At 47.0% G+C, this 17797-nt stretch carries 23 protein-coding genes and 2 pseudogenes; 15 read left to right on the forward strand and 10 right to left on the reverse strand.

The features are described 5' to 3' along the window. The first annotated feature begins 147 nt into the window (after positions 1 to 147). A complete protein-coding gene (locus SynRS9902_RS11390; RefSeq protein WP_222929463.1) occupies positions 148 to 606 on the forward strand; it encodes a hypothetical protein in 459 nt (152 codons plus the stop codon). Between the two features lie 38 nt (positions 607 to 644). Continuing rightward, positions 645 to 839, forward strand: a complete 195-nt coding sequence (locus SynRS9902_RS11395) for a hypothetical protein (RefSeq protein WP_186509197.1) — start codon at positions 645 to 647, stop codon at positions 837 to 839. Here the strand turns inward: SynRS9902_RS11395 and SynRS9902_RS11400 are convergent, their stop codons facing one another. Next, entirely contained in the window at positions 840 to 1220 is a 381-nt protein-coding gene (locus SynRS9902_RS11400) for a hypothetical protein (RefSeq protein ID WP_186509198.1), read from the reverse strand. It lies immediately after the preceding gene. Positions 1221 to 1256: 36 nt separating this feature from the next. On the opposite strand from SynRS9902_RS11400, the gene SynRS9902_RS11405 reads away from it, so the two are divergent. Continuing rightward, a complete protein-coding gene (locus tag SynRS9902_RS11405) occupies positions 1257 to 1535 on the forward strand; it encodes a hypothetical protein (protein WP_186509199.1) in 279 nt (92 codons plus the stop codon). Positions 1536 to 1602: 67 nt separating this feature from the next. Next, entirely contained in the window at positions 1603 to 1824 is a 222-nt protein-coding gene (locus tag SynRS9902_RS11410) for a hypothetical protein (protein WP_186509200.1), read from the forward strand. A 93-nt stretch (positions 1825 to 1917) separates the two neighbouring features. Here the strand turns inward: SynRS9902_RS11410 and SynRS9902_RS11415 are convergent, their stop codons facing one another. Then, a complete protein-coding gene (locus tag SynRS9902_RS11415; RefSeq protein ID WP_186509201.1) occupies positions 1918 to 2337 on the reverse strand; it encodes a hypothetical protein in 420 nt (139 codons plus the stop codon). Positions 2338 to 2454: 117 nt separating this feature from the next. Here SynRS9902_RS11415 and SynRS9902_RS11420 point away from each other — a divergent pair, with 117 nt between their 5' ends. Continuing rightward, positions 2455 to 2715 carry a CopG family transcriptional regulator gene (locus tag SynRS9902_RS11420; protein ID WP_186509202.1) on the forward strand — a complete coding sequence of 87 codons (261 nt, stop codon included), beginning with the start codon at positions 2455 to 2457 and terminating at the stop codon, positions 2713 to 2715. Between the two features lie 152 nt (positions 2716 to 2867). Here SynRS9902_RS11420 and SynRS9902_RS11425 read toward each other — a convergent pair whose 3' ends face one another. The 5 genes and pseudogenes from SynRS9902_RS11425 to SynRS9902_RS11445 form a co-directional block, all read right to left on the reverse strand. Further along, entirely contained in the window at positions 2868 to 3005 is a 138-nt protein-coding gene (locus SynRS9902_RS11425) for a hypothetical protein (RefSeq protein WP_186509203.1), read from the reverse strand. 610 nt (positions 3006 to 3615) lie between these two features. Continuing rightward, the gene (locus SynRS9902_RS11430; protein ID WP_186509204.1) at positions 3616 to 3768 is read right to left on the reverse strand and encodes a hypothetical protein; all 153 of its coding nucleotides are present in this window, start codon (positions 3766 to 3768) and stop codon (positions 3616 to 3618) included. Positions 3769 to 4209: 441 nt separating this feature from the next. After that, positions 4210 to 4428, reverse strand: coding sequence for a hypothetical protein (locus SynRS9902_RS11435; protein ID WP_186509205.1), 219 nt, complete (start codon positions 4426 to 4428; stop codon positions 4210 to 4212). Then, on the reverse strand, positions 4386 to 4808 hold the full coding sequence (locus SynRS9902_RS11440) for a hypothetical protein (protein WP_186509206.1): 423 nt from the start codon (positions 4806 to 4808) through the stop codon (positions 4386 to 4388). Before SynRS9902_RS11440 ends, SynRS9902_RS11435 begins: the two co-directional genes overlap by 43 nt. Positions 4809 to 4879: 71 nt before the next feature. After that, positions 4880 to 5065 (reverse strand): annotated as a pseudogene (locus SynRS9902_RS11445) (DUF3104 domain-containing protein). A gap of 100 nt (positions 5066 to 5165) precedes the next feature. On the opposite strand from SynRS9902_RS11445, the gene SynRS9902_RS11450 reads away from it, so the two are divergent. The 7 genes from SynRS9902_RS11450 to SynRS9902_RS11480 all read left to right on the forward strand — a co-directional run bounded on the left by SynRS9902_RS11450 (position 5166) and on the right by SynRS9902_RS11480 (position 11697). After that, positions 5166 to 5423 (forward strand): hypothetical protein, encoded by a 258-nt coding sequence (locus tag SynRS9902_RS11450; protein ID WP_186509208.1) that lies wholly within the window; start codon positions 5166 to 5168, stop codon positions 5421 to 5423. A gap of 147 nt (positions 5424 to 5570) precedes the next feature. Next, positions 5571 to 5741 carry a hypothetical protein gene (locus tag SynRS9902_RS11455; protein ID WP_186509209.1) on the forward strand — a complete coding sequence of 57 codons (171 nt, stop codon included), beginning with the start codon at positions 5571 to 5573 and terminating at the stop codon, positions 5739 to 5741. 569 nt (positions 5742 to 6310) lie between these two features. Further along, positions 6311 to 7090 (forward strand): DUF192 domain-containing protein, encoded by a 780-nt coding sequence (locus SynRS9902_RS11460; protein ID WP_222929464.1) that lies wholly within the window; start codon positions 6311 to 6313, stop codon positions 7088 to 7090. A gap of 54 nt (positions 7091 to 7144) precedes the next feature. Continuing rightward, entirely contained in the window at positions 7145 to 8140 is a 996-nt protein-coding gene (locus SynRS9902_RS11465; RefSeq protein WP_186509211.1) for a hypothetical protein, read from the forward strand. 184 nt (positions 8141 to 8324) lie between these two features. Further along, positions 8325 to 10361, forward strand: a complete 2037-nt coding sequence (locus tag SynRS9902_RS11470; RefSeq protein WP_186509212.1) for a S8 family peptidase — start codon at positions 8325 to 8327, stop codon at positions 10359 to 10361. A 208-nt stretch (positions 10362 to 10569) separates the two neighbouring features. After that, on the forward strand, positions 10570 to 11049 hold the full coding sequence (locus SynRS9902_RS11475) for a matrixin family metalloprotease (protein ID WP_186509213.1): 480 nt from the start codon (positions 10570 to 10572) through the stop codon (positions 11047 to 11049). Positions 11050 to 11079: 30 nt separating this feature from the next. Further along, positions 11080 to 11697 (forward strand): hypothetical protein, encoded by a 618-nt coding sequence (locus SynRS9902_RS11480; RefSeq protein WP_186509214.1) that lies wholly within the window; start codon positions 11080 to 11082, stop codon positions 11695 to 11697. A 213-nt stretch (positions 11698 to 11910) separates the two neighbouring features. On the opposite strand, the gene SynRS9902_RS11485 is transcribed toward SynRS9902_RS11480, so the two are convergent. The 3 genes and pseudogenes from SynRS9902_RS11485 to SynRS9902_RS11495 all read right to left on the reverse strand — a co-directional run bounded on the left by SynRS9902_RS11485 (position 11911) and on the right by SynRS9902_RS11495 (position 13331). Continuing rightward, complete coding sequence (locus SynRS9902_RS11485) at positions 11911 to 12537, reverse strand: hypothetical protein (protein WP_186509215.1); 627 nt, start codon at positions 12535 to 12537, stop codon at positions 11911 to 11913. A gap of 63 nt (positions 12538 to 12600) precedes the next feature. After that, positions 12601 to 12702: pseudogene (locus SynRS9902_RS11490) on the reverse strand (DUF3104 domain-containing protein); the annotation flags it as partial. Between the two features lie 356 nt (positions 12703 to 13058). Then, positions 13059 to 13331, reverse strand: a complete 273-nt coding sequence (locus SynRS9902_RS11495; protein ID WP_186509216.1) for a DUF3303 domain-containing protein — start codon at positions 13329 to 13331, stop codon at positions 13059 to 13061. Between the two features lie 128 nt (positions 13332 to 13459). Between SynRS9902_RS11495 and SynRS9902_RS11500 the strand changes: the two genes are divergently transcribed. The 3 genes from SynRS9902_RS11500 to SynRS9902_RS11510 all read left to right on the forward strand — a co-directional run bounded on the left by SynRS9902_RS11500 (position 13460) and on the right by SynRS9902_RS11510 (position 17150). Next, on the forward strand, positions 13460 to 13642 hold the full coding sequence (locus tag SynRS9902_RS11500; RefSeq protein WP_186509217.1) for a hypothetical protein: 183 nt from the start codon (positions 13460 to 13462) through the stop codon (positions 13640 to 13642). Between the two features lie 85 nt (positions 13643 to 13727). Beyond that, a complete protein-coding gene (locus tag SynRS9902_RS11505; protein WP_186509218.1) occupies positions 13728 to 13931 on the forward strand; it encodes a hypothetical protein in 204 nt (67 codons plus the stop codon). A 1242-nt stretch (positions 13932 to 15173) separates the two neighbouring features. Then, a complete protein-coding gene (locus SynRS9902_RS11510) occupies positions 15174 to 17150 on the forward strand; it encodes an Ig-like domain-containing protein (protein ID WP_186509219.1) in 1977 nt (658 codons plus the stop codon). The last annotated feature ends 647 nt before the right edge of the window (positions 17151 to 17797 follow it).

Here is a 17797-nt window from a genome sequence, read left to right on the forward strand (position 1 = left end):
ATGTCCGAATTCGCCGCCAGCTTTGGCGGGACTGTCCTTGTAGCGGGGGCCTTCCTTAAACATGCAAAAACCCTACGGAGCAGCCCCTTAGCCCCGCGGTAGAGGTTGCCGTAAGCGGACTTAAGACTGCGAGGTCACAATGAGGGCATGAAAAGACTCCTTGCCCTCATCCCTTGCTTGACCCTGGCGGCCTGCGGAGGTGCTGCCGACATTTCTGGGGATGAGCCGTTCCAGATCACATGCACATGGACTCGCGGAGATAAATCCGGAGACGAAACATGGTTCATCGACCCGAAACTTGATATCGCGATCAACGAATATGTATTTGACGGAAAAGAAGAGGAGGTTGAGTACGCAGTACGCAAGGTGACACCGAGAAAGATCGTCTTAGACGATGACTGGGTGCAAGCAATTAACGAGGACGGCTCCTATGGCGATTGGTCAAGAGACGAGATCTCCATAGACCGAGGCACAGGCGAAATGACGTTCAAGACATTTGGACTGAAGAAAGGTTTGACGGCCTATCCAACCGTGGCCGCGGGATGGAAAGGGGAAGAAAAAGAGCTTGCCTTCGGATACGACTGCCAAAAGCCGACTCGCAAATAATTGTCGCAACAGGAATTACCGCAAGCCACACTGACGGCATGAAACGACTCCTCCTGCTCCTGCCGCTGCTGCTCAGCGCCTGCGGAACTCCAGTGGATTACCTCAGGTGCGATGCCATGTTTCGCGCAAAGGCGCGCGTTGAGGCGCGGCTCAGAGATGTCGCCTCTGATCCTGTTGCTTCAGCGGATCTTGTGAAGGTGACAGATGATTTGAAGGCAGAGGGCTGCTTCTGATCAGCGCCGGTAGTAGTGAGTCGGATGACCTCGAAAGCCCTTCTGGTCAGCGCCCAAGGCCATCATTCGATTCAGCGCCGTAATGGCACCGACTGCCGCTGAAAACTGACCTGCATTTTCTGCCTTGCGGGCGATGCGCTCGAGTCGTCCAACCTGCTGGAAAAGCAAGTCCCGCTGGTCGATCTTCTCAGAGCCGTAACAAGCATCCAACCAGTCCTTGTGAGCCGCAGCGACGACATCACGGGCGTTTCGGCGGCCGCACCCCCATGTTTCGGCCACAAGGGACGCAAGCTCGCTGAAACCGACGCCCTGGTCGATCTTTTTCATCGCCCATTCGAGGCGCTGCTTCTTCTGCGACTTAGTGACTCTCGTGTGGGTCATGGCTACCTACAGGGCAAGTGACTGAAGGGTCTGGGCGTGCTGTTTCTTCTTTGGTTGGTGGCGTCGGTGGTTATTGGCTTTGTCTGCTCCGTTGCTGGATCCAACAAAGGCGTGGGCGGGATCCGTTGGTTCGTTTTGGCCCTGTTGATTGGACCGTTTGCGCTGCTTGCAGTTGCAGCAATGCCCGATCTCAAAACCCGGCGAATCCTTCGCCTGATTGCTGAACAACAAGGGGGCAGCCTGACCGAAGACGGAGAGGAAACGAGCGCCGTTGATAGGGCCAACGAAATCCTCAAAAAGAAGCGGGGCTACTGAAGTCACAGCAGGCCAGCTCCGATGAACGCCTCCTCGACTTCAGCCAAGGCGGCAGGGTCTGGCGGATTTGGAAAGGCTGGAGGGCCCATGGCTTGATGGTCTGGCCACCGGTGATCCCGAAGTGGCGGCCACCACGGTGCGCCTGCTGCTGGCCCACCTGGCCTGGAACAGCAAGCGACTGCTGGGGGCGATGGTGCTGGATCGCTTGGACGCCGAATCGTTGTCAACGCGGGCCGAATCCCCAGATCGTTGTCAACGCCTTGTCAACGGACTGGATTCAGCCATCTAAAGCCACCACCAAGAACGACTGGCCTGCAATCGTTCAGGGCGAATCAGAAAGCATCAAAGCCAGTTCCTTGGTGGTGATCTTGGTCATGGCTTCTCAGCAGTAGCGGTCATGAACTGCCTGAGCAGTTGGGTCTTCAGCAATCGGTCGCCAGCCGTATTCGTAGACGTAGTTGGCGTCGCCGTTGCGGTCGAAGTCCTTATTTGCGCAGCTCAGGGTGTAGTCGAATTGGAGGGTCTTAGAGCCGCCACCTCCGTAGGTGTAGACGCCGCCAATTGCAGCGCCCATGCCGATGGTGTTGTGCAGCGTGGTGGTGCCCGTGAACTTGATCGTTTGCCCCTTCTTCACCACTGACTCCTCTTGGTAGGAGTACAGCGGCTGTCGCTTGGGCTCAACCTCAACTGTTGCCGTGTCACCAGCAGGAGCGGCGACAAGGAAAGCAGCACCGACTGCGAGGGCAGCAGATGCGCCGGCTGCAATTCGTGCCGCAGTCTTGGTGAAGAGGGGGTTAGCCATGGGCGAGAACCTCTTGGGTATGTCTCAGTAATACTCAGACCTACTAACAGCTGTCAATACCTGGTCATACCCCGGATATATCGTTAGGTTGAGCCCACCGCCCTAGAAGCGCCGCAGATGCCAGACGCAGCCCCGCTTAAAGCCATTTCCCTCAAGCTCGAACCTGAGTTACTAGATCGCATCAAATCTGAGGCCGCAGCACGCGGCACCAACGTCTCCGCCTACATCCGTGGCTGCGTTCTCAGCTGCCTGCCAGGGGCCTCAGCAGATGGCTCCCTCACCGATCAAATCCAGACGCTGGACCCCCGCGCCAAAGGCGTGATCAAGGACGTCCTGAAGCGCCTCGATGCCCTAGAGAAAGAGGTCTTTGCTGGCTAATGAAAGGCCGCCAAACTGATTGCTGTGCGCTTCCCCAGCTGATGCCCGCAGCCCAGATCCCGTGCGTGGAAATGGTGGCCCTGATGGCCCTGTCGGATCTGGAACAGCTGTAGAGGCCTTGGCTGGAGCTCATGCAATCGAAAGATCCGGAATCAGTGGCGATGGCCTTCCGCTTGGTGCTGGCCCACCTGACGCAAACCAGCAAGCGATTGCAGATGGCTAATGTGATCCAGACCACTGAGGAGCACCTGGCGGGTGATGGAGCAACTGCCTTGGAGGCAGTCCGTCATCAGCGACTGCAAGGTGCTGCAGAGTCCTGAAGGGAGATTGCAAGAAAGTGAGCGCACTGCACTCACTTTTGCGTGAAATCACGCTTGCAACGGATTGCAACCGCTTACACAGATCTGCGAAAAACCAGTCCCTGACTAGAAAAGTCCCATCAACACTGGGCTTTAAAACTGCCTTCTAAGCAGTCGGTCGATGGTTCGAATCCATCAGGGGGCGCTAGACACACCAATGGCTCTCAGCGAAAGCCGAGAGCCAATTTTTGCTACAAATCACTTTTGGTAATCCAAAGCCTTAACGGCGATGGACTTCATGAGCAGGAGAACCCAGTCCACAAAGGTGATTTAGCTCGCGAACAGCAGCAACACTTGCGCCGGCATTCCCTTTTGGAAAACCCTGCGCAGCCGCTGCTTGAAGCCAGTGAATCGGCAGCGCCAACAGCTGCATGTGTCAATCCCAACTTGATCAACGTTGTGGCGGATGGACTCCCAGGCTCTTTTCAGCAAGCGATACGCGGTTCTAGTTGAAACACCCCATTCCTCGGACGCAAAGCCAACACAGATACTGTTGCTACTGCCAACAAGGATCATTCCCTGAGGGGCAGAAACGCATTTTTTATTGTTTCGTTGGTTGCTTTGCCCATGGCCAGTCGAGTTCAACGCGCAGCAGGTAGTTGGTGAAGATTTCGCGCTGAGGGAAGTGAATCAGCGTCATCCGCAACGGGATCAGGTCACACGCTCCGTTAACAAAGGAGCCGTCATCAACCATTGATTCTGTAATCTCCACAAACGCTGCAGCTCAGAACTGATCATTCAGGAATGTTTCAAGCAGCCACCAGCCAGAACAGTAGCTTGCTTAAGTGAAAATGTTCTGGCTGCCTGATGGCAGGCAAAGAAGAACAAAACTACTTAGGCGGAAATCAAACTAAACCTTTTACTAATAGAATAGACTCTTACGTGAAGCACAAAAGCAAGAAAGATGGATAGGTGATGCACAGGGGAAATATTTATACTCGATACAGAGCCGGGCGATATTCAGTCAATGACAACATGCGCTAGGTATTGAACCAGTAGATAGGCATCTCACACAATCTCAACAATGATGTCTTCACAACATCCGATTTTTATCAACACCATGAGCAAGTACAAAAGCCACCAGGCGAGCGGTGACAGTGCAAGCAACTCAACTTTTTTGGGTAGATGCCTGCTGCTACTCACCACCCATGCCCAGCAGAGTTGCTAGGACTGCATCATCCAGTTCCACATCATTGAATGCACCAGCTTGATTCATATCATCAAGAGCAGCGCCGAGTTCTTTTTTTTCGAACTTGTAGCCCTCTCTCTTGTTTACCTGGATAATGTTCTTCAGTCCTTTTTTGCCATCAATCAATGTTTTGCCATAAAGCTTGGAGACCTTAGTGTCAGACAACTCGTCCTGCAGTGCCGTGATCTGATCCTTGATGTCGTCACCTGTGATGGCATCACCCTTGTGAGCTGAAAGCCCCTCAAGTTCTGAGCATTCAGTTCCGGCTTGCCCTTGAAATTGGCAAGCAATCCACTCTTCTTCTTGTTACCCCTACCCTTCTTCTCACCGTTGGAATTCAAATAGAGCTTGCCTTTTCTTTCGTCGTAGACCACATCCGCATCGCTCTTCATGAGCTGCTTCAGCTCCTTCTTGCTGTGAGCAATGGCAAAGCTTCCTTCAAAGGAACCCAGCTCATCCACCGAATAAATCGAATCACCATGGTGGTCCTTCACCTTGCTGACCTTGCCGATCGGCAGTTCCAGGCTGAATCCGTTGGATGGCATGAGAGGGCAGCAACTAAGGAGTAGCACCCGTTTTAGCTCGCTTCTGGCGACCAGCCCGCTTCCATTTGCGTTCAGCAGCGCGGAACGATGTGGGTCACCAAGTCAGCGCTGACCCAGTTGATGACGCCGATATCGACATCAGCCACCTGAAACAGGGTGGGCACCCTCGGGGTCCTAGCACCGCCATCGACCCAGATCACGTCCTACGTCCACCAGTCCTTCCCGTATTCAACGATCACGGTGATGGCCGCACGGATGGGATAAAGAATGCAGGAATTGAGAACAAGAAAAAGCCCTCTGGCCGAAAGCCACCTCGCCGTTGAGCGGCAACAGACTGATCTAACCCGAAAGACCTAAATGGCGTTGACCCGTGAGGTGTCGCTGCAAACGCTGACTGTGCTGGATCAAGCCGAGTCGGATATCGATCGACTGATGGGGGCAGGCCAGCCTGATCAGGTGGCGGCAGCTTTCAGGTTTCTGTTGCGTTTGCTGGCCAGCAGCTCATCACGGCTGAAGGTGGGAAGGGTGCTGGATCAGCACGACACGACAGTGGAAACCGCGCCTAAATCCGTATCCAACTCAGCTCATTTGGTGCCCACCCCCGAGATCAGCTAAGAGGACATGTTTTGGGTAAAAAACAGGAAAATACAGTCTCGGCTAGCTACTTTTTGACTTCTAAGAATACTGAAAATAGCTCGAATCAATCCAACATTTTAAACAAAACCGATCAGTAGATTTGCTCTCGAGATTTCTCGGGAGCCCTTGTTTCCTACCGCGCAAGGAAGAGGCTTCGTCAAGGTCTTCTTCGATGTGGTTACTGTTGGTGCTGATCACAACGAGATCGCAGCGCTCGATCAAATCGCCAAGGGTGTTGGCTACCAGTTCACCGCCGATACGATGGGCAACCATCTCCAGGACGGTCTCCACGTGTAAGTCGTCCATCGACGTAATTGTGCCTCTGAGAAAAGCCCCGAGGAGTTCCGTGTAGGGCGCGGGGCCAGCAGCAGGAGCCTTTCAACGTTCTGCAGGGCGGGCTTATACGCCAGCGGCACGGGATAAAGCCCCATGCTAAGGATCCCCAGCTAGCCGTTCGACAGCTCCTGTAATCTCTGGCGAATCGCGCCAGCGTCAGGCTTGGATCGAAGAAAGAGTGCGCATGCTGGCAAGACTAAACAGAATTTCTTCTTTTCCTATGAGGGGGGCTCGCTGAAAGCATGAAGTCAGATTGATCATGGGGTCTACAAAACTGAGGATTCGTAAATAACTGGAAGGTTATTAGGGTTGGATTGATTCATCCTGCTGGGTATCGACCTTGCTACTGATACAGAAATATGGCGGGCTGGCATTTCTTCCATTGCTTATATTGCAGGAATCTTTTAAACTAGGTCTTAATTTGCCTTACGCCTGCGTACTTTAGGATCACCACTACCTCTTTTTCATTCATTACGAATATGCTCAATTTTACCTATAGCTTGCTAAATTGAATTAGTTGCTTTATACCAATGGGGCGGTATTCCTGGTCGAACCGAAGGTTGAAGCTAAAAGCATCCTTAAAAAAGCTGAATCTTTCAGGATCGCGCAAGCATGAGAAAATTCTAGGCAACCGTAAACGCAATGTCTTGAGTGGAGGCAAGGGCGACGATATTATTAATGGGCGTGGTGGAAAAGATATTCTCACAGGTGGCCCAGGTGCTGATTTTTTTGTCATCAGCCAGGGCCAAGATCAAATTACCGATTTCAATCCTTCCGAGGGTGATCAGATCGTTCACCGAGGATACGATCAGATTATTCGCCTCCCTGTTAACGGTGGCACCTTGATTACCACTTTAGATCGAAAAGTGAGTACATTTGTTGCTTCTATAAAGCCAGATCAGATTGCCCTTCAATCGCAGCAGCGCCTCAAGCCAACTTATAAGGCAGTTTTTGAAGGCGGGGCCTCTGTTCGTCTTGAATCAGCTGAATCTGAATTCCAGCAATCCCTTGGAATGATGCAGCGTGAGGCACTTCCGAAACGAAGAGGAATGATGTTTCCCCAGCGAAAAGCACAGAGAAAGTCAGTCTATATGTTTAATTGCCTAGCCCCCTTGGATATTCTCTTTTTGAATGATGGCGAAATTGTTGATCTATCTGCGAAGACGCCGATCTGCATAAGTCCCGACTCTGATGACTGCCCCCTTTACAAATCAAGCCGGCCGTTTGACAATTGGATTGAACTGCGAAGTGGTTCCATTGGCCGATTCGGATTGACCATTGGAAGTCAGGTTGATTTGATTGCACTTTGATGACCATTCTTACTTTTATCATTAGCTCATCAACTTTGCCACTGCGATATTTGAATGAACGTTTTTATTGAGCAGCTCAATCTCCCTATCGAGGAAGATTGGCGCTGCTTTCTTTCGTCTGAGCAGAGTTCTTATCTAATCCAGCCCCCGTTTACTGATGCAGGACAAGAAGCGAGCTTGTTAGCTTGGGGAGTCACAATTGACAAAGAAATATCTGGAACTGGTCGTTATAAATGTGGCATGCTTGTTGGTAAGTTGATTAAGTCTATTGAGGACGATCAAACATCGTTTGTTCTAAGCATCGTCAGCATTGTGTTTACTGCTCCAAAAGTGGCCTCTCTTTTGGGCCCACTACTGTTGCAGCATGTTGTGGAATTTGCATCAGATCAAAGCTGGGCTAGTGTTCATATTTGTTGCCCTAAAAAAGGTCAATATGGAGAATTTGTGCGCCAGCTCATTGCTTCTGATACTTCTTGGTCTCGAACGCCTGGAAAAGTCGTTGTGCGAATTTCGGATGTCGAGCGTGTTGGGCCACTATTGTCGCGACTTGAGAAAGCAGTTGAGCGCAAGAAAGGATTTGCTCGGTGGACCATTGAGCCTTATGACTCAAGTGATATGGAACTGTGGAAGAATCGTATTACCTTTTCAAAGGCTCATCAGCTTGGTGTGCCCTGGGATCCGGATGATGACTCTTACGATTGGGAACCCTCACTTTTGTACAGTCGCATCCTGAAAAGTGAGGGTGAAATTATTGGTTGGCTGATCTGTCACTTTCTTTCTAACGATACTCTTCGTTATGGAAAACTTTGGGTGGATCCTGGTTGGGAACAATCTGGAGCTCCTTTGGCCATGCTCTGTGATGTGATGCGTTCTGCTCATTTTCAAGCAACGTCTTCAACAAATGAAGGTCACGCGGTGGGACACCCGATCCGTTCCGGATGTTTGATCTCGCATCCCACCAATCGCAACCTTCATCGCTTGGTGACAAGTAAATTCAAGCCCGTCTGCGATTCATGGACTGAGCTCGAAAATTACAGTTATTATTTTTAATACTTATCTAATCTAATCACGGCAAAACATTACCCTGTTGTTTATGTCTGAAGATTTTTATTGAGCCATTTTTTCAAGCAAAGCAAATCCTGAGGAGGGCTCACTGAAGCAAGCTTAAGAAAGAATTTGAAAGGCAAGCACCACAGCTGTTCTGTTTAAAATTGAAGCGAGGAAATTGATCAACATGAAAAAATCTAAATCTAGGAAAATTAAGGTGGGGTCACTTGAAGATTTTAAGAAAAAAACAGTATCAAACTCAGTCGACAATTTGTCTGCTGTTGACGTTTACTTCAGGGTAAAGGGGCGTGATCTTCTTTATTGCGATGTGTATGCATATCCAAAGGGCCGTCCCTATGGTGACTTTAATGATGATATAGGGTTGGAAATTATTCGTTTAAATGGCAAGAAAAAGTCTGAAGAATTGATCATTGAATCAGACCTTAGAGGTGGTTCATGGGAAAATGCTTTTACTATTTTGCCTAAGGGTAAATACATTGCAAGAGTCAGTCATAAGCAAAACTTAGACGGCAAAAAAAAAGCTACTCGTTTTAACTTAGAACTTGATTCCAAATCATTTAAGGAAACATCAGTAGTCCCAAATGATCCTTTGTTCCCCAATCAGTGGCACCTGCTAAATATAGGTCAATCGGGAGGTCGGCAAGGTGCAGATACTAAAGCCGTTGAAGCGTGGAAAAATCGAACCGATGCGTCGAATGTCGTTGTTGCCGTAATCGATGGAGGAGTTGATGTCGATCATCCAGATCTTGACGATAATTTATGGATCAACAAGAAAGAGAAACCAAATAATGGAATTGATGATGATAAAAATGGTTATATCGATGATGTTCATGGATGGAATTTTGTCAAGAAAACCCCTGACCCACATAAAGACATGCATGGAACGCATGTAGCAGGAATTATTGGTGCGGAAGGCGATAACAAGATTGGAGTCAGTGGCATTGCCTGGGACACTCAACTGATGACGCTTGATGTTTTCGATAAAGGTAAAACATATTCAGACGATAACTTGATTGAAGCGGTTGAATATGCTATTGACAACGGTGCAGATATTATTAACATGTCGCTAGGATATACAATCCCCCATGCTTCGCTTGATTTATATAAAAGAGCAAAGCCGGAGATGTATAAACGTTATTTAAATGTTTTTTCTAGAGCCATAAAAAATGGAGTAACAATCGTCGCTGCTGCTGGAAATGATGACGCAGAAGATAATTCAAACTTAAGCCTCCCTTCAGCGTTTAGTTCTGAAATTGATGGCTTTATCTCTGTAGCGGCTGTTGATCACAGTCAATTCATAACTGACTATTCGAACTATGGAGGAGAAATTACGATTGCTGCACCAGGTGGGTCAACGGACAGTAAAAAGTCAATGGTATTTAGTACACTTCCCCTTGCTGATCAGCTTTATGGGGGTATGCCAGGTACAAGCATGGCCGCTCCGGTTGTCTCGGGTGCAGTCGCACTGGTGCTTGCAGAAAATAAAAAGCTAACACCTTCTGGAATTGAGGCTCTGTTGAAGCACGCAGCTTATAAAGAAACGTTCTTGAAGGGTTATGTACAATCTGGCAATCTTTTAGATCTTGATAAATCGCTTCAGAAGGCAAAAGGATTTAAACCGAAGCGTGTGAAAAACAAAAACCAGGATGGCTCACAACTCATAACAGGTCAAAAACTTTCTGTACCGTATGATGAATTAGCTTATACTAACATTGCAGAAAGGCTCTGGAAAAATAGCGGAAAAGACAAAGTCATATCTTATCGATTTTCGAACAAAAAAACATCTTCTAACAGCACTTTGCTGTCACCCTGCCAGAAAAGATTTATCACTAAGTTGTTAGAGAAAATAGATAATAACACATCCTTGTTGTTCAAGGAGGCAAAAAGAAAGAAATCTGACTTTATCATTGGCGCCCAAAATAGTAAAAGTGGCGAATTGTCGCTTTCTGAAACGAGTAAGGGGATTTCATTCTCTTGGCCCTTTGACAGCAATCCCAAGTGTAAGAAGCCGATAAGTTCTTGGGATAAAAGAGCTGTCACCCAAGACCTCGGCTGGGCCCTTGGTCTTCAAACCCTGGATGAAAAGTCAGAATTCAAATACACCTTCACCGATTCAGCTATGGCATGGGATTATGAAAATGATTTTAATGGTTTTACGTCAACTGACTATGCTGTGATCAATCAGGTTTGGAGCTCATTTTAGCCCTTGAATGTCATTTTTAAAAATTCTTACAAATGATGCATAGAGCTTCAGGCGAATCAAATACTGTTAGCTAATTAGAATTAGCCCTCAATTGATTAACTCATGATTGACTTGAGAGATTGATTATAGCGAAATAGAAAGACAATAGTTTGCCCTATAGCGCGACTCCATTTCTTTTTTATAATTACTACTAGGTATATCTTTGACAATGGCTTTTCGTACAAAATGGCTTGTTGCTCCAAAGAATCAACGTCACCTCGATAAGCTTGTTAGCGGGTCTGGCGAGATTCCTTACTTCATACGCCGTAAGGCTTTTAATGGCATCTTGGAGACTGAATATGGAAATACTTTCACCTATAAAATCAAAGGGTCTGCACAGAGCAATAAAATCAGGAAGTGGATCAAAAAGTTAGTTGTTCATTTGGATTCCACTTTAGACGTAGACTTTATAGAGGTTAAGGCTGCTTCTGATGCTCGTATTCAGTTTCTAGCGGCCAAACACGTAAGTAAGCCATGGGATAAAGATACGACTGGTGAAAGTATTTGGAATCCTAGGGGAGATATTGATTCATCTGGTCTGGCGAGGGTTTTAGTTAAAAGGCAGCGGAACCGATCAAATCAAATGGCAGCAATTACGCATGATTTGGGTCATTCGTTAGGATTGAAGCATCCAAAACAAAAGCCATAAAGCCCGGAATTCAGTACAGCAAGTACAATCATGTCTTACAATGAAGCTTGGAATCCTGGCTTTGTCTATAAAGAATTTACCATTAATGACCTGAATGCATTAGCAAGCCTTTGGGGTATAGAAAGTGATCAATCAACTCTTCTCGCTACGCGAGTCCCCTTCCCCATTGGGGAGGATTACGACTCCCCAGATTTGAAGAATGATTTTTCTATGACCACGAAACTTCCAGTCGAATTTTCGACCAAAGGAGATGATTACTTGTTGGCTAATGAGATCAATGCGAATCTCTATGGTGCAGGTGGTGATGACACGATCATTGGTTCAAAGGGTCGGGACACTCTGGGTGGTGGGCCCGGTAATGATGTGCTCGATGGCGGTCCAGGAAAAGATATGCTTTATGGGCACAAGGGTAGAGATCACTTCGTGATCAGTGAAGGAGAAGGAAAAGATAAAATCCATTTTTTTGAACAAGACATTGATATTATTCACGTCAAGCATTCTGGAGGGAGGCTTGCTTTGGCAGAAGTCAAACGTGAATTATCGATTTTGCTGGACGGGAACCATCTCGCAACGATAAAGAATGTTGAGTTTGATTTTGGACCATGCCCCGAAAAGTTGGCTGTGATTGACAACCAGTTCATTGCGTAACAAATGCAAAGCTTTTACATTTGAGCGCTGCGACTTATTTTTTTGATTAATCTTCTCATCACTCTTTTCATGGAGAAGAGCTGAGGTATTGGGATTTTATTTGTTACCAATATAAATTATAGAAACCTCCGGATTGGTTCACCTCTAGGTGATAGAGGTTGAGAGCGGAGCGAGCAAAAACCACGCCTTGCGAGCGGGGATAGTGAACTCAAATCAACATCCAGCTAGCTGCGATGCCTGCTGATTGCCACCCTGTCCCATCAGAGTTGCTAAGGCTGCATCATCCAGTTCCACATCATTGAATGCACCAGCTTGATTCATATCATCAAGAGCAGCGCCGAGTTCTTTTTTATCGAACTTGTAACCCTCTTTCTTGCCTGTCTTGACGATGCTCTTGAGACCCTTCTTCGGGTTAATTAATGTCTTGCCATAGATTTTAGACATCTTGTCGTCACCCAACTCATCGCTAAGTGCCGTGATCTGATCCTTGATGTCGTCACCTGTGATGGCATCACCCTTGTGAGCTGAAAGCCCCTCAAAGTTCTGAGCATTCAGTTCCGGCTTGCCCTTGAAATTGGCAAGCAATCCACTCTTCTTCTTGTTGCCCCAACCCTTCTTCTCACCGTTGGAATTCAAATACAGCTTGCCTTTTCTTTCGTCGTAGACCACATCCGCATCGCTCTTCATGAGCTGCTTCAGTTCCTTCTTGCTGTGAGCAATGGCAAAGCTTCCTTCAAAGGAACCCAGCTCATCCACCGAATAAATCGAATCACCATGGTGGTCCTTCACCTTGCTGACCTTGCCGATCGGCAGTTCCAGGCTGAATCCGTTGGATGGCATCAGAGGGCAGGAGTAGCACCCGTTTTAGCTCGCTTCTGGCGACCAGCCCGCTTCCATTTGCGTTCAGCAGCGCGGAACGATGTGGGTCACCAAATCAGCGCTGACCCAGTTGATGACGCCGGTATCGACATCAGCCACCTGAAACAGGGTGGACACTTTCGGGTTGCTGGTCAGCAGCTCGTCATGGCTAGGGGTGAGATTGGTTATGGATCAACACGACGCACTGACTGCAAGACGGCCGGTCACAGGACACGAAAAAATGGACAAACCCGCTCATTCCTTGTCCACATCTGCCCTTTTCTCGTCTATCCCCGAAAGCCCCTAAGGGAAAAAACCCTTGGTATCACGAGCAAAAGCGCTGCCACGACTGGCCACTTTTCTACCTGCTAAACAGTCGGTCGATGGTTTGAAACCATCAGGGGGTGTCAACAGCGAAGCCAATCAAATCAAAACACCTTGGAATGGTTCATACGGGTAATGGCCCCCCCTGATTTTTGGAGGGCATCGATCCCATCAGACGATCAGCTGTAAGCCTTGGCAATCAAGGGGCCAGCTTGCTCATCTGACAGCACTGGGGTGACCTCCCAGTCAAGGCACTCGGCCCACCCCGCGGCGTGCTCGTAACAGGCATCGGCGTTGTCTGCCTCCAGGTGAATCCAGCCCTCAACAGAGCCCGGTGCGTGCCAACGCTTCCAGGACTTGCACTCAGGGAAAGGCGCACCCGTTGCCAGGAACTTCTTAGCAGCGATTTCGTGGTAGCCGGTCTTGAACGACCAGTGCATCAAAAAGGTCATGGAAAGTGTTGAAGCGAGCGAACATTCCCACAGGCCAAACAGCTTGTCTGTGAGGGCAAACATGGCGGGATGGAACGCTTCAATCCCTTCCCTCAATCGTCATCAGCAGTCGTCTTGCATCCAGCGTCATGCGCGGTTACATGGGAGCCATGCAGCCACATGGCGGAATGCCGGAGCTTCTCAAGCGTCAGATTGACCGCCTGGAAATCGCCATTGACCTCTCGACGGACTGGCTTGAAATTCAATACCTGATGGTTGAGCTCGATCAGCTCAAGGCTCTGTATGAGGAGGCGGAATCAGAGGCTGCGTAAGCGGGTTCAGCAACACGTCAGGCCAGCTTGTTCGGCGTTCTTGATCCAACCATGCCAGCGTGGGGAATCACTGACGTTCCATGGCATGAATAACGAGCAGCAGGCGGAACTCGAGCGCCTCGAACGTGTGCTTGCGGTGGCCAAGCGGAACGGGAACGAGCTGTTCATTCAGAACATTGAACGGGAGATCGCTGCCGTTCAGCGGGGTGAAAACTCCCCCCTCATCGAGGAATACCTCACAGCGGAAGAGCGGGAATCAAGGGGCGTCGACAACCAGCCCGAAGCTTGAAACCAACTGAAAGGCACGCCATCCCAACAATCGATCGTTCAGGCCCTCAAGGCAATGCGCCTTAATGCTGATGACTTTGTGCCCGGAAGGCACAAAACTATGGGCATCGAGATCGGAGGAGCCCATGACGGACGACACTCCACCCCAGCAGAACGAAGAAGCAGACTGACTTTCTGGCCCCTGCTCCAACAGTCTCAACAATGACCTGGGTTGGTCCTTTGGTGGGCACGCAATGGTCCGCCACACCAATCGACGCTCCACTTGCACCGTCTCAGGTGCCCTCGGAGAAAACGACCCAACACTCGAGTCCATGGCCCCAGGGCGCCTAGAGCCAGACGCTTCGACCCTTTCTTTCTCTAGCTGAATTGATGAGTTGAACGATGCACAAACGAGCGAGTTAGGCCGTCTTTCCACCGGGAAGGGCGGCCTAACTCTTTGGCTGATCAACCATGAAACAACACCAGCCTGATCTCATCTCGTGATCAGGTTTGAACAGTTAACGAAAGAGCCATGCCGGCAAGCATCAAGCGTCTGCATCCTCCACATCGGCCCCAGAACCAACACCTTCAGCCGCAGGATCCTGACTAGGCTGCCGACTTCATCTCAATGACTGTCGCTGATACCAGCCTTCCTGGCGAGACTCCAGTGGCTGATACTGCCTTCTCTCTAGCAGTTGAAGGTCTTACTGAGCCAACAAAAAATCAGTCAATCAACCACAAAAGACGCACAAACAAATATCTAAAACAAACATTCCAGGAGTGATTGCAAATCACGACCCGAGAGCAACCAATATCACAAACAAACAAAAGAACCAAGGCCATCATATAACCCAAAGGAGAAATTCTTGCTATCAAAAATGCAAACCACACTAAAGAGAAATATCGAATCGGGATACTTCATCTTTGGCCTCCACAGCCAACATGGAAACAAGAAGCAAATATGCCCAAAGACTTCGATCCGGACGAAGAAAATTCCATCCTTTTAGACAATGAGAACTTTGGCGCTTGAGAGGCGATTACGGTGCCGGCGGCCTTTAAAAGATAAAAAACAAAAAGGCTTCAAAAGAAATATACTTATTTCTCATACGATTCACGTATATGCAGGCAAAAAACCTTAGCAAGTCCACCAACGACGAAACCAGAGACTTCACACGAACACCCCGATCAAATATTGTCATTTTACAACATTTCTAGACAATAGCTCAAAGCATATGTATAATGGCAAGACAACGCAGCCCTTTAGATGTCCAAAAAAGCTAAAATCAAAAATATTTTTGATAATTATGGGCCTATAAAAGGAAATCTCTCGAGCGGTCAAATCACTGATGACCAAAAGCCTACTCTCTCAGGCACCTTATCCAAATCTCTTGGCAAAAAGGAAGATCTATACATTTATTCTGGAAATGAATTTATTGGCGAGGCTAAAACCAAGGGCAAAAAGTGGAATTTCACGCCAAAATCCAAGCTGGAGTCAGATCAGACCCACATCTTCAAGGCAGTTATCAGCAAGAAGGATAAATTAGTCAAAGCATCTAGCTCTAACTCCTACACAACAACCTTAGACAATACAAAACCCGCTTTGCTCATAAGCAATGACATAGATGGTGTAGCCAAAGGAGACATTGTTTTTGAGCTTGAATTTTCCGAAAATGTCAATCTCTCGAAAAAAGATATTAAATTAAAGGGCGGAAAAGGTGGCGAGTTCACTGGAGCTGATTCTTTTTATGAATACGTAGTTTCGCCCAAAAAGAATAAAAAAGGCAATATAACCCTTTCCATCGAGAAGAAAGCCTTTTCAGATGAAGCCGGCAATACGAATGCCAAGAATTATTCATTCAAACAAGCCTATGATACGAGAAAAATTGACACTACACCCCCAACTTTTGTGATTTCCAGCAATGCCAAGGGTATTACCAATAAAGATATAACTTTAAGTTTTGTTTTTTCTGAGAAAGTTAAAGATTTCACAAAAAAAGATGTAAAAGTCTCTAACGGTGACAAATCCAAATTCAAGGGCTCTGGCGACAGTTATTCACTTGTCGTTTCACCAGATAATAACTCTGAAGGAGATATTATTATTAAGACCAAGGCTGGAATAGTTTCCGATTTGGCCGGTAACAAAAATACTGAGGCCCAAAAGTTTATCCAGAAGTATGACACCAAAGCTCCAACTCTTAAAATCTCCAGCAAAGAAGCTGGAGACGGAAGCGATGACGTAAAGTTTAAATTTAACTTTTCCGAAAAGGTTGACGGATTCAAGTCTAAAGATCTGAAAGTCTCTGGCGGCAAGAAAGGTAAATTCTCTGGCTCTGGAGCCAGTTATTCATTGATTGTTTCTCCAGATCAAAATTCTAAGAGTAGTATCAAGATTAAAACGAAAGCTGGAATGGTTTCAGATTTAGTAGGCAACCAAAATTCCAAAGGTCAAAAAATTGAACACGCCTACGATACGCGTATTCAACCGATTGCTAAAAACTTCGTTTCTCCACTTGAAGCGCAAGCGGAAGACACCATTGTTAAAAACCTTAATTTTGGAGATATCTACTCTGAACTTGTTAAAGCGAAAGATTTCCCCGCGGGATCTTTTACATCTGACAACTTTAAAATAAAGAATGTTTCTATTGACGGAAGTGAAAATTTGTCTGCTTCCAAAGCTGGTATTACGGTGGACAAAAATGGTTCCATCAAAATCGATACAACAGTTGATGCTTATCAGTACTTGAACGACGGGGAAGTAGTTGATGTGGTGACTAAATTTATTGTCACTGCCAACAATGGATTGTCTGATACGGGCGAAGTTACATTCAAGGTCGAGGGTGTTGATGAGGTTGAGCCAGGTACTCGTAAGCCAGGGTTGGCCAAGAATTTTGTTTCTAAAAACCCACCTCAATTAGAAGATACAGTAGTTAAAGGTCTTAATTTTGGGGATATTTATTCAGAACTTGTAAGGGCTAAGTCTTATCCCAAAGGCACCTTCACTTCAGATAGTTTTGAAATCAAGAGTGTTTCTATAGATGAAGGACAAAAATTGTCTGCTGCTGAAGCCGGAATCACAGTTAACAAGAGCGGCTCAATCAAGATTGATACAAATGTCAATGCTTATCAAAGCTTGAATGATAATGACTTAGTGAATGTTGTTGCAACATTCAAGGTCATTGACAACAATGACCAATTCGATCTTGGTACAGTAACCTTCCAAGTTCTAGGGGTGACAGACTAACTAGATTAAAGACTAAATAAATTCAAAACGCCTTATAACTGACCCAAATCAGCTATCAGGCGATTTTGACATATTTTATGAACTAAAAATGAACCAAGTAGCGCTAATTTTTACATTATATCTTAATTCCCCAACGAAGACATGAATATCAGCAAGCCTTTTTATTAAATGTCCATGCTTGCCAATCAAGTCAACTAAAAGCTCAGACAACTCCCAATGGACCACCCATAGCACAACACTAGTTGTATTGTCTATTCACTGGATGATTTAAATTCTTGGCATAAACTCGATAAGCAATTTATAACGTTGTTAATCTAAGGCAACTCTTCTACTTCAATTCAAAAATCGTCCAAACAGCACTAACAGGTACACCATTCGAATTCCAAAACATAAAATAAAACATACAGCCATTGGATTTATAATTTAATTTCTATAGAGCCTCTTTAATTGGTTTTCTGTATATAAAACTTATATTGTAACTTAATCATGCTTCAAGCACTAATTCATTGAAATAATGCATCCAAAGACTGAGATTACGACTCTTGATAAGGTGAAATTAAACACTTGGGAAATATAATTTTTCCTTAACTGAAATAGCCTGGATTTCAAGAACTCATGGTAAATCTTGATGCAAACAGAATGGAAAC

This window comes from Synechococcus sp. RS9902 (genome assembly GCF_014279635.1).
Taxonomy (GTDB): domain Bacteria; phylum Cyanobacteriota; class Cyanobacteriia; order PCC-6307; family Cyanobiaceae; genus Parasynechococcus.

Excerpts from the sequence above, each read along its gene's own strand:
- SynRS9902_RS11390 (WP_222929463.1), top strand. The coding sequence starts at position 148 with ATGAAAAGACTCCTTGCCCTCATCCCTTGCTTGACCCTGGCGGCCTGC.
- SynRS9902_RS11395 (WP_186509197.1), top strand. The coding sequence starts at position 645 with ATGAAACGACTCCTCCTGCTCCTGCCGCTGCTGCTCAGCGCCTGCGGA.
- SynRS9902_RS11400 (WP_186509198.1), bottom strand. The coding sequence starts at position 1,220 with ATGACCCACACGAGAGTCACTAAGTCGCAGAAGAAGCAGCGCCTCGAA.
- SynRS9902_RS11415 (WP_186509201.1), bottom strand. The coding sequence starts at position 2,337 with ATGGCTAACCCCCTCTTCACCAAGACTGCGGCACGAATTGCAGCCGGC.
- SynRS9902_RS11420 (WP_186509202.1), top strand. The coding sequence starts at position 2,455 with ATGCCAGACGCAGCCCCGCTTAAAGCCATTTCCCTCAAGCTCGAACCT.
- SynRS9902_RS11425 (WP_186509203.1), bottom strand. The coding sequence starts at position 3,005 with ATGACGGACTGCCTCCAAGGCAGTTGCTCCATCACCCGCCAGGTGCTC.
- SynRS9902_RS11430 (WP_186509204.1), bottom strand. The coding sequence starts at position 3,768 with ATGGTTGATGACGGCTCCTTTGTTAACGGAGCGTGTGACCTGATCCCG.
- SynRS9902_RS11440 (WP_186509206.1), bottom strand. The coding sequence starts at position 4,808 with ATGCCATCCAACGGATTCAGCCTGGAACTGCCGATCGGCAAGGTCAGC.
- SynRS9902_RS11450 (WP_186509208.1), top strand. The coding sequence starts at position 5,166 with ATGGCGTTGACCCGTGAGGTGTCGCTGCAAACGCTGACTGTGCTGGAT.
- SynRS9902_RS11460 (WP_222929464.1), top strand. The coding sequence starts at position 6,311 with ATGGGGCGGTATTCCTGGTCGAACCGAAGGTTGAAGCTAAAAGCATCC.
- SynRS9902_RS11465 (WP_186509211.1), top strand. The coding sequence starts at position 7,145 with ATGAACGTTTTTATTGAGCAGCTCAATCTCCCTATCGAGGAAGATTGG.
- SynRS9902_RS11470 (WP_186509212.1), top strand. The coding sequence starts at position 8,325 with ATGAAAAAATCTAAATCTAGGAAAATTAAGGTGGGGTCACTTGAAGAT.
- SynRS9902_RS11475 (WP_186509213.1), top strand. The coding sequence starts at position 10,570 with ATGGCTTTTCGTACAAAATGGCTTGTTGCTCCAAAGAATCAACGTCAC.
- SynRS9902_RS11480 (WP_186509214.1), top strand. The coding sequence starts at position 11,080 with ATGTCTTACAATGAAGCTTGGAATCCTGGCTTTGTCTATAAAGAATTT.
- SynRS9902_RS11485 (WP_186509215.1), bottom strand. The coding sequence starts at position 12,537 with ATGCCATCCAACGGATTCAGCCTGGAACTGCCGATCGGCAAGGTCAGC.
- SynRS9902_RS11495 (WP_186509216.1), bottom strand. The coding sequence starts at position 13,331 with ATGACCTTTTTGATGCACTGGTCGTTCAAGACCGGCTACCACGAAATC.
- SynRS9902_RS11500 (WP_186509217.1), top strand. The coding sequence starts at position 13,460 with ATGCGCGGTTACATGGGAGCCATGCAGCCACATGGCGGAATGCCGGAG.
- SynRS9902_RS11505 (WP_186509218.1), top strand. The coding sequence starts at position 13,728 with ATGAATAACGAGCAGCAGGCGGAACTCGAGCGCCTCGAACGTGTGCTT.
- SynRS9902_RS11510 (WP_186509219.1), top strand. The coding sequence starts at position 15,174 with ATGTCCAAAAAAGCTAAAATCAAAAATATTTTTGATAATTATGGGCCT.